The following is a 15,158-nucleotide window of genomic DNA, read 5'->3' on the forward strand; positions in this document are numbered from 1 at the left end:
CGCGCGCACGGCGGCGGGGTGGTGACCGGTTCGGAGCCGGTCACCACCCCGCCGTCGTGCTGCCGGTGCCCTACGGTGTCCCCATGGACGAGCCCCTGAGCAGCACCGACACCGCCCCGGACCCCGAGTTCTTCGCGCTGCGCACGGGCGCCGTGCCCGGGTGCGCGTACCCGCTGAGCGTGCACGAGCTCGGCGAGCTGTGGGTCCGCAGCGGACGCCTGGAGGCGAGCGACCCGTTCGTCCTGCTCGGGGAAGGTCTCGTCGTGCCGGTGCCGCCGGGCAGCTACCCCGTGCGCGTGACGATCGCGGACGTCTCGACGGAGAAGGACGGGAGCCACCTGCGCGAGGCGTACCTGAGCGTCGTGCTCGCCGAGGGCGAGGTCGCCGCGGTCCGCCCGGTCGTCCCCGAGGGAGCGGACGCCGCGGAGCTGTCGGACGGGAAGTACTTCGGTGTGCCCGTCGACGCCGGGACGGTGGCGTTCGCCGACGCCGACGCCGTCACCGCCCTCATGCCCGCGGGCGACTGGTACGAGACCGTCTTCGACGACGGGACGGACACGAGCTGGTTCGCCCGGATGGACGACCCCGAGCACCTGCGCACCGGTGCGGCGAACATCCTCCTGCCGGGCGCGACCCAGGGCGAGAACGTCGTGCTCGTCCACTCGGGCTGGGGCGACGGGCACTACCCCGTGGTCCGCACCGACGACGCCGACGGCAACCTCCTCGGCGTGCACATCGACCTGCTGGTCGCCGGCCCGACGGACGACGAGGACGAGGACGAGGACGACGACTGACGACTGACCCCCGACGACGACTGGCCCCCAGAGACACCCACGCGAGGTAGAACCTCCGTGCGCGACGTAGAACCCCGGTAGCGCACAGGGGTTCTACTTCGCGCACGGAGGTTCTCTCTCGCGTACAGGAGTTCTACCTCGCGTACAGGGGTTCTACCTCGCGGACGAGGGGTCTCCCGGCAGGTTCGTCAGGCGCGGACCGTCAGGCCCTGCAGCTCGAGCACCAGGTCGCGCACCGCGGCGGCGGGCACCTGCCCGCCGTCCGACCCGACGGCGGCCGCCACCGAGGCCGGGACCTGCGCGTCCGAGCAGAGGATCAGCGGGGTGTCGGCCGCCGAGTCCGGGAGGCGACCGTGCGTGCCGCGCACCACCGTGGCGTCGAGCGGCACGGTCGACATCGCGTACCGGAGCCCGGCCTTCTTCTTCACGAGGTTCAGCCCGGCCTTCGCCTTCGCGAACCGGTCGGCCGGGTCGAAGAACAGCTCGGCCGGGTCGTAGCCCGGCTTGCGATGGATGTCGACGCCGCGGGCGTACTCGGGCGCGCGGGCGTCGTCGAGCCAGAAGTAGTACGTGAACCACGCACCGGGCTCGGCGACGACCACCAGCTCGCCCGACCGCTCGTGGTCGATCCCGTACCGGGCCTGGGCCTCGCGGTCGAGCACCTCGTCGACGCCCGGGACCGACCGCAGCACGTCAGCGACGCGCCGCACGTGCGCCGGGTCCGCGACGTACACGTGCGCGACCTGGTGGTCCGCGACCGCGAACGCCCGCGACGTCCACGGGTCGAGCTGCTCGCGACCGTCCTGCACGTAGACCTCGAGCAGCCCCTCCCGGCGCAGCACGCGGTTGAGGTGCACGGGACGGTTCGCCTCCGCGATGCCGTACTCCGAGACCACGAGGACGGTCACGCCCTGCTCGGCCGCGTCGTCGAGCAGCGGCGCCAGGACGCCGTCGAGCTCCGCCGCCGCGGCGTCGGCCTGCGGCGAGTCCGGGCCGAACCGCTGCAGGTCGTAGTCGAGGTGCGGCACGTACGCCATCGTCAGGTCGGGGGCGTGGGTGCGCAGGACCTGGCGGGTCGCGGCGACGATCCACCGGGAGGAGGCGATGGACGCCGTCGGGCCCCAGTAGGTGAAGAGCGGGAAGTCGCCGAGCCGGTCGACGAGGTCGTCGTGCAGGCTCGGTGGCCGGACGTACGCGTCCGGCGACTTGCGCCCGTCGGCGTGGTAGATCGGTCGTGGGGTGACGGTGGCGTCGGTCGTCATCCCCATGGCGTACCACCAGCACACGTTCGCGCTGCGGTGGTCCGGGTTCGCCCGCCGGGCCGTCTCCCAGAGCTTCTCCCCCGCGACGAGCCGGTTGTGCTGGCGCCACAGGAACACGTCGCCCAGCTCGCGGAAGTACCAGCCGTTGCCGACGATGCCGTGCTGGGCCGGCGCCAGGCCCGTGAGCATCGTCGACTGGACGCTGCACGTCACGGCGGGCAGCACGGTCGCCAGCTGCGAGTCCCAGCCGCCCGCCGCGAGCCGCTGCAGCCGCGGCATGTGGGCGAGCGCCTTCGCGGTGAGGCCGACGACGTCGAGCAGCAGCACGGGCTTCATACGGTCCTCCGGACGGATACAGGGGTCGGCGTGGACGCCTCGCCGCCCTCGACCACGGGGCTGCTCGCCGCCGAGCCCGAGGTTGATGTCGTTGTGGGCGCCGTGGCGGCAGCAAGGTCGTGTTCGGCGGAAGGGGAGAGGTTCTGCAGCGCCCAGCGGAGCTCCTGGGCGATGCCTGCCACCAGCGGGTCGTCGCCGTGGTCGGCGACCGCTGCCTCCGGGAGCACCGCCCACGTGTACGTCTCGACGTCGAGGTGCGCGGCGTCGCCGTAGGGCGCCGCGCGCACCGCCGCCACCGCCGCCCGCAGGACGTCGGTCGTCGCGGCCAGGGGCGGCGCGGGTTCGTGGTGCAGCGGTACGTGGAAGTGCACGCGCCACGGGCCGGCGCCGGGGAGGTCGTCGAGGGCCTCGGGCAGGTCGTCGGCCGCGAGGACCGCGCCGTCCGCCGCGCGCTCGCGCACCTGGTGGATGTAGCGCGGCTCGGCGAACCGCCCGACGGCGGAGCGTGCGGCCGGGTCCGCCGGGTCCGCCACGTGCAGCGCGGCCGAGGCCTGCACCTTGACCACGCGCAGACCCGCGTCGGTGATCCGCCGGACCGCCTCGGCGGGGTCGGCGAACGAGACCGCCAGGTGGCACGTGTCGAGGCACACCCCGACGTGCTCGGGGTCGACGGCACCGAGGGGCCCACCCGCCGGGCCGGTGCGCGCAGCGAGCCACGCCACGACGTCCTCGACCGTGTCGAGCACACACCCCGGCTCGGGCTCGACCGCGACCCGCACGGTCGATCCCGTGCGCGCGGCGATCTCCCGCAGACCGGCCGACAGCTCGGCGAAAGCGGCCGTCGCCGCCGCGTCGTCGGCCGCCGACCACGGCTCGCGCCAGGCGAGCGGGAGGGTGGAGATCGAGCCGTCCACGCCGTCGGGCAGGAGATCGGCGAGGACCTCGGCGCACTCGAGCGTGTACGCCAGACGCTCCGGGTCCGCCCAGGTGGGCGAGTAGACCGCGAGCTTGACGACGTCGTCGTGGAAGCCGCCGTACGGGAAGGCGTTGAGCGTGTGGACCTCGAGCCGGTGCTCCACGAGCGCGGCGCGCAGCCGGTCCCGGTCCTCGGGAGAGCCGGCGAGGCGGTGCGCGAGCACGGCGGGCAGCCACAGCCCGACCCCGAGGACGTCGAGCCCGGCGGCCTCCCGCACGGGCCCGGCGTACCGGGCGAGCTGGTCGAGGACACCGTCGAGGTCCTCGGCCGGGTGGACGTTGGTGCAGTAGGACAGTCGCACGGTGCCCTCAGGTCCGGACGCCGCGGAGCACGGAGCTGCCCTCGAACTCGGCGAGCCGGACGTCGCCCGCGACGAACCCCGGCACCGGGTCGAGCACGAGGTTGCCCGACTGTCCGTAGAACTCCACGGGGTTGCGCCACAGGACCCGGTCGACGTCGTCCTCGGTGAAGCCCGCGGCGAGCATTGCGCGCCCGGTCTTGAGCGTCTTGAGCGGGTCGGACCGGCCCCAGTCGGCCGCAGAGTTGACGATCATGCGCTCGGTGCCGTGCTCGGTGAGGATCGCGACCATCCGGTGCTCGTCCATCTTGGTGTCCGGGTAGATGGAGAACCCGGCCCACGCCCCGGCGTCGCGCACGAGCGCGACGTTGGTCTCGTTGAGGTGGTCCACGAGAACGCGCTGCGCCGGGACACCGGACTCGCGCACGACGTCCAAGGTGCGCCGGGTGCCCGCGAGCTTGTCGCGGTGCGGGGTGTGGACCAGGACGGGGAGCTCGGCGACCTGGGCCATCTGGAGCTGACGGGCGAAGACCTCGTCCTCCTCGGGCGTCATCGAGTCGTACCCGACCTCGCCGACGGCCACGACGCCGTCCTTGAGCAGGTAGCGCGGGATCTCGTCGAGCACCTCGCGGCAGCGCGCATCGTTCGCCTCCTTGGGGTTGAGGGCGATCGTCGCGTGGTGGCGGATGCCGAACTGCGCGGCGCGGAACCTCTCCCAGCCGAGCAGGGCGTCGAAGTAGTCGAGGAACGACCCGACGCTCGTGCGGGGCTGGCCGAGCCAGAACGCCGGCTCGACGAGCGCGCGCACCCCCGCGGCGTACAGGGCCTCGTAGTCGTCGGTGGTGCGGCTCGTCATGTGGATGTGCGGGTCGAAGATGCGCATCAGGCGCTCCGTCCGGTGGGGGGCTGCGGGGAGTCGGTCTCGACGTCGGGGGCCAGGCGCACCACGTCGGGCGGGACGACGCGCCCGGCGGCCCGACGCTCGGCCGCGAAGTCGCGGGCCATCCGCGCGACCTCGTCGTCGGTGCGGTCGTCGAGCCCCGCGACGGCGTCGAGGCTGACGCCCATGAAGACCAGCTTGAGGACCGCGTGGCGCCACGCGTGCTGGCCGAGATGCCTCCGGGCGAAGGGGCCGACGGCCGCGGCGACGAGACTCTGGTCGTTGGTGCGCAGCGCGTCGGCGGCGAGCTCCGTGCCGACGGCCACCACCTCGGGCGCGAGGGACCCGCCCCGCGCGACCAGCGCGTCGAGGCCGCGCAGGACCCCGCGCCGCTCGGCGGTGTCGCCGTGCTGGTAGAGGTCCGCGAGACGCGCCCCGAGCGCCGCGCCGGCATCCGGTCCGAGCGCGTCGGCGAGGGCGACAACGAGGGATGCGCGCGCGGCGTCGTCGACCGTGCCGTGCAGCACGCCCGCGGGGTCGACGTCGGGTCGCCGCGGCGACCGGCCGACCGTGCGTCCCGCGAGCGCGAAGGCGCGCGTCACCGAGCCCGGGTCCTGCCCGACGTCGGCGAGCGCCTCGGCGAGCCAGCGGTCACCCGGCCCCGGCGCCGGGTGGGTGGCCTCGGTCGGGTCGACGGCCGGGCTCGTCACGTCCTCGGTCATGGCACCTCCGTGCGTCTGGTGTGGTCGGTGGCCGCGCGCATCGCGGCCATGCTGCGGCGGGCGAGGCCGGGCGCGTCGTAGGAGTGGCGCGGCAGCTCGACCGCCGCGACGCCGGTGTAGCCGATCTCGGTGAGCGTGGCGAGCACGAGCGGCAGGTCGATCTCCCCCTCGCCGAACGGGCGGTGCTCGTGGTGGGTGCGGGGCATGTCGTCGAGCTGGACGTTGGCGAGGTGCGGGGCGGCGGCGCGCAGCGCCCCGACGACGCCGTCGGGCTCGACGACCAGGCAGTGCCCGACGTCGACCGTGACGCCCAGCTCGGGCGGTGCGCCGAGCTCCTCGTGCAGGCGCAGCGCGTCGGCGACGGTCTCGACGAGCATGCCGGGCTCGGGCTCGAGCGAGAGCTGCACACCGTGACCGCGCGCGTTCTCGACGAGGTCGGGGAGCCGGTCGCGCAGGCGCGCCCACCCGTCGGCCGGGGACGCGTCGTCGGGCAGGACGCCCGAGAAGAAGGACACGCACTCCGCGTCGAGGCCCGCGGCGATCTCGACGGCCCGCTCGAGGAACCGCACCCGCGCCGCGGCCTGCGCGTCGACGAGGGTCGGGCGGTGCTTGACGTACGGGTCGAGAAGGAAGCGCGTGCCGGTCTCGACGACGACACGCATCCCCGCGCCGTCGTGCATCCCGGCGAGACGCTCCCGCAGCACGTCGACCCGCTCGCCCCACCCGGGCGCGAACGGGTCGAGGTGCGGGAACCCGAGCGTGAGGGCGACCGCGCCGTACCCCTCGTGCTCGAGCACGTCGAGCACCACGTCGAGCGGGTGGTCGGTGAACCCGTTCGTGCCGTAGCCGAGCGCGAAGGGCGGAACGTGGTGCCCGACGTCGGCCGGCACCCCGGGCGCGCCGCTCACGTCTCGCTCATCTCGGCCCGGCCCGGGCGGCGGGCGGCACGGCGCAGCAGACGGCCCGCGACCTCGACGCCGGCGAGCACCCCCACCGACCCGAGGCTGCCGCCGCGCGCGGCCCACGCCGCCTGGAGCGGGACCATCGCGCGGATGCCGGCCTTCGTGGCCGTGAACGCCCGGTCTGCGCTCGGCACCTGCACCGCGTCGAGCTGCGCCGGCAGGCACGTCGCGGCATACAGCACGGCCGCCCCGGTCGCGGCGAGGGCCGTGGCCGCACCGGTACGACGACCCGCCCCGGCCGCCGCCGAGCGGCGGCGGTCGGCGAGCACCCCGGCGACGACCGCGCCGACCACGAGCGTGGTCCCGGCGGCCACACCCGCTGCCGCGCGCGGCGTCGTGCCGTGCACCTCGCCCCGCGAGAGGACCGTCACGCCCGCGGTGTGCGCCGCGACGGCGGCCGCGGCGGGCAGCGCGGCGCGCAGCCGCCCCCGGCCCGCACCCATGAGGACGTCGAGACCGCGGCACGCCGCCATCACGGCGGGTCCCGTCGGGTGGTTCTTGGCGGCGAGGTCGTACGTCCAGACGCTCGCGGCGAGCGGGACCGCGACGACGACCGACCGCGCGCCGCCGCCCACGGCGGCGAGCCCCAGGCCGGCGGTCGTCAGGCCGCCCGCGACGGCGAGCGCCCGCGACGGGCTGACACGGCCGGACGGGATCGGTCGCTCGGGCCGCTCGCGCGCGTCGAGGTCGCGGTCCGCGTAGTCGTTCAGCGCCATCCCGCCCGCGTAGAGGCAGGCCGAGGCGAGCGGGAGCGCCACGCGCCGCGGCGTGGGGCGGTGCCCGGCCGCCGCACCGCCCGCGAGCGTGTCACCGAGCACGGACAGGACCGCGGGGGCGCGGACCAGGTCGAGGTAGTCGTGCAGGGTCGTCCTCGTCGTCACGACTGGTGCGGCGTCTCGGTCGGCGTGCGGTCGGCGGCACGATCGGCAGCGTGCCCGACCCACCGGGCGAGCTCGGCGGCCTGGTCGGCCGCGCTGTGCACGTCGCTCCCCCACGGGTCCTTGAAGAAGAAGCCCAGCTCCGGGACCGGGCCGCCCAGACCGGCAGCGTCTGCGAGCGCCAGCAGCCGGGCGAGGTCGAGCACGAGCGGGGCGGCGAGCATCGAGTCGTAGGCGCTCCAGGTGGTCTGGAGCGTCAGGCGCGACCCGAGGAAGCCCTCGACGTGCACGTGGTCCCACGCGACCTTGATGTCGCCCAGGTCGGGGACGTTGTCGATGTGCAGCGGCGTCACGCCGGTGCCCGTGAGGTCCTGCAGCCCGCGGTTCTTCGACGCGAGCTTGCTGCGTACGGCCTGCGGGTCGGCCAGCGTCGCGCCGTCGCCCCCGCCGAGGAGGTTCGTGCCCGCCCAGGACAGCACGCGCAGCCCGCGCGCCTCGAACGCGGGCGCGAGCACGGTGCGCAGCCAGGTCTGCCCGGTCTTGCCGTCCTGCCCGGCGACGGGCACGCCCCGCTGCGTCGCGAGCTCGAGGAGGACCGGCAGGTGCATGCTCGCCGACGGGGTGAAGCCCGCGTACGGCGCGCCTGCGAGGACAGCGGCGTAGGCGACGACGGAGCTCGGCGGCAGCACGGTGCGTGCCGGGTCCGCGAGGGCAGCCTGCAGGAGGTCGAGGTCCTCGAACTCCGGGGCGGTCTCGGCGGGCGGCTCGGTCGACGCGAGGTCGACGACGACGACCCGGGCCAGGTCGTGCCGGGTCCGGAACGAGTTGATGTCGGCGGCCAGCCGCTCGGCCGCGCGGCCCTGCGACTCGGGGCCGGCACCAGGGTGCCCGGCCGACCCGGACGAGCCGGCCGACCCGGCGCGGAGGTGGGGGTCGTACCCGGGGCGGACCTCGGCGTCGGCCCGCTCGAGGGCAGCGTGCGTCGCGTCGAGGAGCCGCGCGTTGATCATGCCCGCCTCGACGAGCAGCTCGGCCCGCTTGACCATCGAGACGTCGCTGATGTCGTGGCCGCCGACCACGAGGTCGGCGAAAGCCGGCAGCGGCGCCCCGTCGAAGGGCGGGCGGGCCGTGACACAGCCGACCGGTTCGGCGAGCCCGGCGGCGATCGCCGCGAGGCCGAGCGTCGCGGTCGTCGCGACCGAGCCCCGGGCGCCGACGAACCAGACGCCGGTCCGCTCCCGAGCAGGTCGTCGTGCGGAGGTGGGGTCGTGCGCGGCCTTCTGGTGCATCGTCGCTCCCGGTCCGGGCGGTGCCCGCGAACGGGCCCCGAGTCGTCACGGCGGAGGCTTCGCTGCGACCGCCGGACCAACCGGCTCCGGGCGACGGTGCGCACCACGACGGTCCGCACCCCGTCCGGAGACCGGGTGATCTTCAGCGACCCTAACCACACTTTTAACGGTGGTCAATCAAAAGACCGGGTGTCGGAGGTCAAGGGCCTGGTAGTACCTTTCAAAAGGGCGCCTGCCGACCTACCGCACGGTCGAGAAGTCGAGCTGGTCGTCGACGACCGCTATCGAGGACCACATGTTGCCCTCGGCGTCGCGCAGCTCGTAGGCAGGCAGCAGCACGGCCGCGCCGTCGGGCTGGTAGTGGACCGCGAGACCCAGCCGTGCCTCGACGATCGCGACCTCATCGACCGGCCACCTGATCGCGTCCCCGCTCCCGACCGTCGGCGGGACGGTGGGCGCCGGCGGCTCGACCCACTCCTGCATCTCGCCCTCGCGCGCCCAGACGACCGGGCCCCCGTACCCGCCGCCGAAGCGCGGGTCACCGAGCCGCTCGACCGCCTCCTGCGGGCTCACGACGTCGTAGGTGCCGATCGACACCGGCTCCGCCAGGGCGCCGTACATCGACTGCAGCCCACCGCCGGTGAAGGTCCCGCTCCACGCGCTCCCGGTCCGCTGACCGTCGACGACCTCCTCGGCGTTGACCCACACCCAGGTGTCGTCATCCTCGCTGCGATCCACGACGACCTCGAAGCGGTCCGCGTCCACACCCACGGTCGCGAGCGCGTCCCGCATCTGGCGCTCCACCTCCCCGTCGCTCGGCGCAGGGCCCAGGTCCCGCTCGGTGCACTCGCCCGGGTAGTCCGTCGCCGCCTCTTCGTCCGCCGATGCCTCGGGCTCCGACGTGTCGTCGCTCGTGCCGGGCATCGGGAGGATCTCCACCGGGCCGCAGTACCACGGGTCCTTGGTGGGGTCGTTGTAGTGGAGGCTCGCCAACCCGTCGGGCTGGATGCTCACCGCCGGCCCGGAACCGTCCTGCGGCCCGACCGTCCAGGAACCGTACTCCGCGCGGACCTCGCCCTCGACACCGAGCGCCGTGGCGAGCCGCAGCGCCTCCTCCTGCGAGAAGACCCCGGCCGCGTCGTACGCGAAGGCCTCCGCGCTGCCCCCGTCGGCACTCAGGCCGTCCGCACGGAAGACCGTGCGCCCGCCCCAGTAGCCCGGGTAGTACATCGACGACGCCATGTCCTGCGCCGCCGCACCGTCCGCCATGCCCCCCATCTCGGCGGAGCGCAACGCGCCGAACTCCTCCACGGCCCCGGCATCCCCGCCCCGTCCCCCGCCCTGACCCGGCCCGGTGAGCACGATGGGACCGAACGCATCGTCTTCGGGACCTCCCGCAGCCCCCACGGCGTACCCGCCCGCACCGACCACGAGGACGCCGGCCACCACCGCCGCGACCTGCAGCGGCGCACGCCGACGGCGACGCGCAGCGTCCTCCCGACGGACGGCGAGGTCGACGGGCACCACACCCTGCGAGCGCGCGCCGTCTTGCGGCTCGTCCGGTCCGGGGCCCGCGTCCGACGCCGTCGGCACCACCGCGATCTTGTCGCGGACCGCGCGGTCGAGCGCCTCCTGGTCGGGCGCGGTGCGCGCGGCCGGATCCGCGGACCGCACCCGGTCGAACGCCTCGTCCCGCTCAGGGGCTCCGGGCTCGTGCGGTAGGGACTCCGCTGATCCAGGCTCGGGGGATCCAGGGACGGGGTGGCTCGTGTCGTTCATGACGCCCTCCAGCTCGGCGATCCGCGGGTCCGGATCCTCTACCCCTCCTGTGTCAGCGGGGCGGACGTTCTTGCACCCGCCCCCTCCTCGGCCCAGGCCGCGCGCAACCGTGAGCGCGCCCGGGAGAGTGCGGCGTCCGCCCCTCCTCGCGAGACCCCGAGCACACCCGCGAGGTCGTCGCCGCCGAGCCCGTCCCAGGCGTTGAGCAGCAGGATCCGCCGGTCTCGCGGGGAGAGCGCGCCGAGCACCCGCCGCACCTCGTCGTCGACGACGGCCAGGTCGGCCGGGTCGACGTCGTCCGGCTCGTCCGGAACCGTCGCGAGCGGCAGCGCACGGGACTTGCGCCGATGGTTGGCGAGCACGAACCCCGCGGTCCGGTACAGCCAGGGCAGCTCCGCTCCGTCGGGCACGTCCTCGCGGCGGCGCCAGGCCGTGGCGAGCACCTCGGCCGCGAGGTCCTCGGCGTCGGGACCCACGCCACCGTCCCGCGACGGCAGCCGACGGCGGAAGTACCGGGAGAGGGCCGTCGCGTGCGCGGCGAAGAGACGCTCGAACCAGGCATCGTCGCGAGGGCCGCGAGGTACCGCACGGGATGTCACAGGGGCTCCAGGTGTCTCGAGTGCGCCTACACCTGCTCTGTGTCGCGGGTACGCCCGATCTTGCACACCCGCGTCCAGCGGTCCGGCCCGGCTACTCCGACGACCGTCCGGGCTGCCTCACCGACGTTCATGAGGACGGGTCGCCGCCCCACACGAACTCCGGCGCCGCAGTCCCGGCGCGCGTGTCGTCGAAGGGCGGCATCCGCACCGTCCCGAGGTCGCCGACGACGAGGTCCAGCCCGTCCGCGGGGTCCACCCCCGGCGGCAGCCGCACCACGGTCGTCACCGGCACCAGGTCACGCGTACAGCGCCCGTCGTCCGCCTTCTCGAGGAAAGAGACCACGACCTCCTCGCCGTGGCGCTCCGCCTCGGCCTCCGCGACGAGCGGGCATGTGCTCGAGGCGGAAGCGACGACGTAGACGAGATCGTCGTCGGCGGTCCACGCCGCACCCCAGCCGGTGCCACCGGTGCCATCGGTGGACAGGCCGGGCACACCGGAGGTCGCGGCGCCAGGGGCGAGCGCGGGACCGCCGTGCCCGGCGGGGTCCTCGGCAGCCTCCTCCGCGTCGACGGGAGCCGTCGTGACGTCGACCCAGGACTCGCCGCCGCGGTCAGCGCAGCCCGAGAGCACCACGACGGCGCCGACGAGGACGCCGACGAGGACGCCGGTCCGGTGGGCTCGCACCGGCTCATCCTCGCACCCGGGCCCGCGGATATCACCCTCACATCACCCGGCACGAGGGCGAGGCGACGTTCCTCAGGCCTCTACGCTGGTCCCATGACCGCACCGGAGCACGCCGCGGCCGCCACCACGCCCGTCCGGAGCGGACGGCGCCGTCGTCGCCGTCGCCGGGCGCCGTGGATCGTCGGGGGAATCCTCGCCGCGCTGGTCGCGCTCCTCGTGAGCGTCGGCATCCTCGCCAACCAGGCCTACGCGGCGCAGAGCGACCTCCGGTCCGCGCTCGAGCTCGTCCCCGAGGTGGAGTCTGCGCTCGCCGCGGGCGACGGCGCACGCGCGGCGGACGCCCTCGCCGTCGTCCAGCCCCTCACGGAGTCCGCGCGCGCCAACACCGACGGGCCGCTGTGGTGGCTCGCGGCGCGCATCCCCGGGGTGGGCACCGACGTCGACGCGTTCTCCACGTCCGCGGCGGCGGTCGACGACCTCGTCCAGGACGTCCTTCCTCCCCTGACGTCCGCGGTCGACGTGCTCACGGGCGACGCGCTGAGCCTCGCGGGCGGTGCGATCGACCTCGAGCCGCTCGAAGCCGTGGCGCCCCAGGTGTCGAGCGCGGCCGCTGCGCTCGCCGACGTGGACGCCCGGATGGACGCGATCGACACGACGGAGCTCCTGGGGGTACTGGCCGGCCCGGTCGGGCAGCTCCAGGACAAGACCTCCGAGCTCGTCGACCTCGTGGGCGCGGCCGAGACCATCACGACGCTCCTCCCCCCGATGCTCGGCGCCGACGGGCCCCGCACGTATCTTCTGCTCGCGCTCACCAACGCCGAGCTGCGGTCCTCGGGTGGCATCCCAGGAGCGATGGTGCTTCTCGAGGCCGACGGCGGACGCCTGCGCCTCGTCGACCAGGCCACCAGCGGGGACGTCGGCCCGTTCGGGGAGCCCGTCCTCCCGCTGGACCCCGTCGACGAGGAGCTCTACTCGGCGAACCTCGGGCGGTTCGTCCAGGACGTCACCCTCACGCCCGATTTCCCGACGTCGGCCCGCCTCGCCGCCCAGATGTGGCAGGAGGCGCACGGGCAGGAGCTCGACGGCGTCATCGCGACCGACCCCGTCGCCCTCTCGCTGCTCCTCGAGCGCACCGGCCCGATCGAGGTCGCCGGGGTGGGTCTCGACACGGAGAACGTCGCCGACGTCCTGCTGACCGACGCCTACCGCACCTTCGCCGACCCCGAAGCGGTCGACGACTTCTTCGCGACCGTCGCCGCCTCGGTCTTCGCGACCGCGCTCTCCGGGGTGGTCGGGCCGGGCGACCTGCAAGAGACGATGGCGGCCGCAACCGGCGAGCGACGGCTGTTCGCCTGGTCGGCCGACGAGGCGGAGCAGGCGCAGCTCGACGAGACGCTGCTCGCCGGCGGGTTCTTCTCCTCCGAGCACGCGGCGGACGACCCGGGCGTGTTCTTCAACGACGGCACCCGCGGCAAGATGAGCGCCTACCTGCGGTCGGACATCGAGGTCGTCGAGTCGCGGTGCACCGCGGACGGCCGGATCGACACGATCCGGCTCGACCTCCGGTCGGCCGCACCCGAGGACGCCGCGACGTCGCTGCCGGCCTTCGTCACCGGGTACGACGCGGTCGTCGAGCCCGGGGTCGTGCGCACGAGCATCGCCGTCCACAGCCCGGTCGGCGGGCAGGTGGTCGGGGTCAGCCGCGGAGAGTCGGTCGTCGCCGGCTCCGAGCGGGACGCCCACGGGCGCGAGACCTTCACCTTCCCCCTCGACCTCGACCCCGGCGAGGAGACGAGCATGCGGATCGAGGTGCTCACGCCGTCCGACGCGGTCCGGGGATGGCTCGACGTGTGGAGCACCCCGACCGGGACGAGCCCCGGCCTGCTCGGAATCGACGCCCAGCGCTGCTAAAACGTCCTGGACGCCTGTCCAGAAGGCGCATTCCGGACTCAGCCGATAAGATCACCCGCCTTTCACCCGTCAGGGGTGGTTTCACGGGGACCGAACCCGACTAATCTGGGGCCCTGCATACCCGTACGACGTGCGGGCTCAACCAGTCCAACCGGTGATGATGAGGCTGAGAACAATGACGGCACCGACGTTCCGACAGCGCACGACGGGGGCAGTCGCGCTCGTCGTGGCTGCGACCTTCCTGGCCGCTGGTCCGGCGACCGCAGACGAGGAAGACCCGGGTCTCTACGGACAAGACCCACAGCTCGAGGTCGAGCTGCTGGCCCCCATCTGCGACGGCGACGTCCCCTACCTCGAGTACGCCGTGAACACCGACGACGGCGAGGCCACCGAGGCCACCATCACCTGGGTGAACCCCACCGGCGACGACGTCGTGCAGGCCGGGCTCCCGCTGTCCGGTCGGGTCCTGTGGCCGGGCGCCGTGGTCGACGACGAGGGCAACCCTGTCGACTGGCCCGGCTGGCGACTGGAGGGTGATGAGTGGGTCGAGGGTGACGAGTTCGACTGGGTGCGCCCGAGCGTCCAGGTGATCATCGAGGTCAACCCGGAGGCCAGCACGAGCGTCAGCTACCCGCCCTCGTCACCCGACTGCGCCACGAACCCTCCCGGGAACGAGCCCACCCCAGAGGACGAGGACACTCCCGACGCCACCCCGGTCTCGAACCCCGGGTCCGGTGGGGGCGACTCCGGCGAAGGGCTGGCCTCGACCGGCGCGTCGCTCGGCCTGTTCGCCGCTATCGCCGCGGCGCTCCTGGCTGCGGGCGGCCTGTTCGTCGCCTGGAACCGTCGCTCGGCACGCACCAAGGAGTGACGGTGCGGTCGGCAGGCCGCACGACCTGAGCACGGTACGAGACGGGGCCCCTGGTGATCACTCACCGGGGGCCCTGTCCGTTCGTCGTGCCTCGGCGTACTCGTCAGGTCGTGCGCCAGGTGGCTGCCGCGAGGCGGGACTCGAGGCCCTCGAACGCCCAACGGTCCACGACGAGAGCCGCCCCCGAGGGGCCGTCGGCGACGTACCACTGGAGCTGCTCGGTCGTGCGCACCTCCTCGCCGGCGTCGTCCACGCAGGCGACGGAGAAGCGGCTCAGGACCGCCGACTCGCCACCGACCTCGACCTCGGAGCTCTCGACCAAGGCACCTGCCGTGGCGTCGAGCGCGTCGTTGCCGGGGCACACGGCGTCGTCCGGCAGATAGGCCGCATCCGGGTTGACGCCCTCGAGCGCCGCACCATCGAGGATCTCGAACGTGGGGCAGTTCTGGCCCTCCGGGCAACCGCCCGCGCGCACGGCCGTCAGCCCCTCGCCCGGCTGGATGACGGACCAGTAGTCCGCGGCGAACAACGAGAGCGGACCGACGGGCACACGGTCGCCGTCGGCATCGGCATGGTGGTCACCGTGGCCGGCATCGGGCTGCACGGGACCGGAACCGCCAGGGTCCGCGGACGCGTCGGCAGACGGGCCGACGTCCGACGGCGGCGCGGTGCAGCCCGCGGCGAGCACACCCACGACGAGCGCACCCACGACGAGCGGGCCGGTCGCGCGGCGCAGGCCGCGAGACGCGGCGGGCGCGATCATGCCGGACCGGCGGCGGGCGCGCGGCCCGAGCTCCGGCGCCGCACCCTCCCCCGTCCCGAGGTGTGCGGATGAGAGACGTGGGCTGGTGCGGCGTCGGTGCACGAGTGCTGCCTTCCTTGCACGGCCCGCCACCGACCCCCTGGGACGGGTGGC

14 protein-coding genes are annotated in these 15,158 nt (G+C 74.4%); 3 read left to right on the forward strand and 11 right to left on the reverse strand.

The features are described 5' to 3' along the window. Positions 1 to 83 precede the first annotated feature (83 nt). On the forward strand, positions 84 to 794 hold the full coding sequence (locus OHL10_RS14240) for a DUF4241 domain-containing protein (protein WP_265522894.1): 711 nt from the start codon (positions 84 to 86) through the stop codon (positions 792 to 794). A gap of 188 nt (positions 795 to 982) precedes the next feature. On the opposite strand, the gene OHL10_RS14245 is transcribed toward OHL10_RS14240, so the two are convergent. The 10 genes from OHL10_RS14245 to OHL10_RS14290 form a co-directional block, all read right to left on the reverse strand. Then, on the reverse strand, positions 983 to 2,392 hold the full coding sequence (locus OHL10_RS14245) for an alkaline phosphatase family protein (RefSeq protein WP_265522895.1): 1,410 nt from the start codon (positions 2,390 to 2,392) through the stop codon (positions 983 to 985). Continuing rightward, positions 2,389 to 3,669: a metabolite traffic protein EboE gene (gene eboE / locus OHL10_RS14250; RefSeq protein ID WP_265522896.1), complete on the reverse strand. Its 1,281-nt coding sequence runs from the start codon at positions 3,667 to 3,669 to the stop codon at positions 2,389 to 2,391. The genes OHL10_RS14245 and eboE overlap by 4 nt, the downstream gene beginning before the upstream one ends. Positions 3,670 to 3,676: 7 nt before the next feature. Next, complete coding sequence (locus OHL10_RS14255; protein ID WP_265522897.1) at positions 3,677 to 4,549, reverse strand: TatD family hydrolase; 873 nt, start codon at positions 4,547 to 4,549, stop codon at positions 3,677 to 3,679. Further along, positions 4,549 to 5,268, reverse strand: coding sequence for an EboA domain-containing protein (locus OHL10_RS14260; RefSeq protein WP_265522898.1), 720 nt, complete (start codon positions 5,266 to 5,268; stop codon positions 4,549 to 4,551). Before OHL10_RS14260 ends, OHL10_RS14255 begins: the two co-directional genes overlap by 1 nt. Further along, positions 5,265 to 6,176: a sugar phosphate isomerase/epimerase family protein gene (locus OHL10_RS14265; protein ID WP_265522899.1), complete on the reverse strand. Its 912-nt coding sequence runs from the start codon at positions 6,174 to 6,176 to the stop codon at positions 5,265 to 5,267. The genes OHL10_RS14260 and OHL10_RS14265 overlap by 4 nt, the downstream gene beginning before the upstream one ends. Next, the gene (locus OHL10_RS14270; protein ID WP_265522900.1) at positions 6,173 to 7,111 is read right to left on the reverse strand and encodes an SCO3242 family prenyltransferase; all 939 of its coding nucleotides are present in this window, start codon (positions 7,109 to 7,111) and stop codon (positions 6,173 to 6,175) included. The genes OHL10_RS14265 and OHL10_RS14270 overlap by 4 nt, the downstream gene beginning before the upstream one ends. Then, a complete protein-coding gene (locus OHL10_RS14275; protein ID WP_265522901.1) occupies positions 7,108 to 8,397 on the reverse strand; it encodes an inositol-3-phosphate synthase in 1,290 nt (429 codons plus the stop codon). Before OHL10_RS14275 ends, OHL10_RS14270 begins: the two co-directional genes overlap by 4 nt. 240 nt (positions 8,398 to 8,637) lie before the next feature. Further along, the gene (locus tag OHL10_RS14280) at positions 8,638 to 10,176 is read right to left on the reverse strand and encodes a hypothetical protein (protein WP_265522902.1); all 1,539 of its coding nucleotides are present in this window, start codon (positions 10,174 to 10,176) and stop codon (positions 8,638 to 8,640) included. Between the two features lie 38 nt (positions 10,177 to 10,214). Further along, positions 10,215 to 10,775: an RNA polymerase sigma factor gene (locus OHL10_RS14285; protein ID WP_265522903.1), complete on the reverse strand. Its 561-nt coding sequence runs from the start codon at positions 10,773 to 10,775 to the stop codon at positions 10,215 to 10,217. Positions 10,776 to 10,902: 127 nt separating this feature from the next. Further along, positions 10,903 to 11,460, reverse strand: a complete 558-nt coding sequence (locus tag OHL10_RS14290) for a hypothetical protein (protein ID WP_265522904.1) — start codon at positions 11,458 to 11,460, stop codon at positions 10,903 to 10,905. A gap of 93 nt (positions 11,461 to 11,553) precedes the next feature. Here OHL10_RS14290 and OHL10_RS14295 point away from each other — a divergent pair, with 93 nt between their 5' ends. Beyond that, positions 11,554 to 13,371: a DUF4012 domain-containing protein gene (locus tag OHL10_RS14295; protein ID WP_265522905.1), complete on the forward strand. Its 1,818-nt coding sequence runs from the start codon at positions 11,554 to 11,556 to the stop codon at positions 13,369 to 13,371. 175 nt (positions 13,372 to 13,546) lie between these two features. Then, on the forward strand, positions 13,547 to 14,242 hold the full coding sequence (locus tag OHL10_RS14300; protein ID WP_265522906.1) for a peptidase: 696 nt from the start codon (positions 13,547 to 13,549) through the stop codon (positions 14,240 to 14,242). 103 nt (positions 14,243 to 14,345) lie between these two features. Here the strand turns inward: OHL10_RS14300 and OHL10_RS14305 are convergent, their stop codons facing one another. Then, positions 14,346 to 15,107 carry a hypothetical protein gene (locus OHL10_RS14305; protein ID WP_265522907.1) on the reverse strand — a complete coding sequence of 254 codons (762 nt, stop codon included), beginning with the start codon at positions 15,105 to 15,107 and terminating at the stop codon, positions 14,346 to 14,348. Positions 15,108 to 15,158: the final 51 nt, after the last annotated feature.

The sequence above is a fragment of the Oerskovia flava genome (genome assembly GCF_026163685.1).
GTDB lineage: Bacteria > Actinomycetota > Actinomycetes > Actinomycetales > Cellulomonadaceae > Oerskovia_A > Oerskovia_A flava.

Excerpts from the sequence above, each read along its gene's own strand:
- OHL10_RS14240 (WP_265522894.1), top strand. The coding sequence starts at position 84 with ATGGACGAGCCCCTGAGCAGCACCGACACCGCCCCGGACCCCGAGTTC.
- OHL10_RS14245 (WP_265522895.1), bottom strand. The coding sequence starts at position 2,392 with ATGAAGCCCGTGCTGCTGCTCGACGTCGTCGGCCTCACCGCGAAGGCG.
- OHL10_RS14255 (WP_265522897.1), bottom strand. The coding sequence starts at position 4,549 with ATGCGCATCTTCGACCCGCACATCCACATGACGAGCCGCACCACCGAC.
- OHL10_RS14260 (WP_265522898.1), bottom strand. The coding sequence starts at position 5,268 with ATGACCGAGGACGTGACGAGCCCGGCCGTCGACCCGACCGAGGCCACC.
- OHL10_RS14275 (WP_265522901.1), bottom strand. The coding sequence starts at position 8,397 with ATGCACCAGAAGGCCGCGCACGACCCCACCTCCGCACGACGACCTGCT.
- OHL10_RS14280 (WP_265522902.1), bottom strand. The coding sequence starts at position 10,176 with ATGAACGACACGAGCCACCCCGTCCCTGGATCCCCCGAGCCTGGATCA.
- OHL10_RS14295 (WP_265522905.1), top strand. The coding sequence starts at position 11,554 with ATGACCGCACCGGAGCACGCCGCGGCCGCCACCACGCCCGTCCGGAGC.
- OHL10_RS14300 (WP_265522906.1), top strand. The coding sequence starts at position 13,547 with ATGACGGCACCGACGTTCCGACAGCGCACGACGGGGGCAGTCGCGCTC.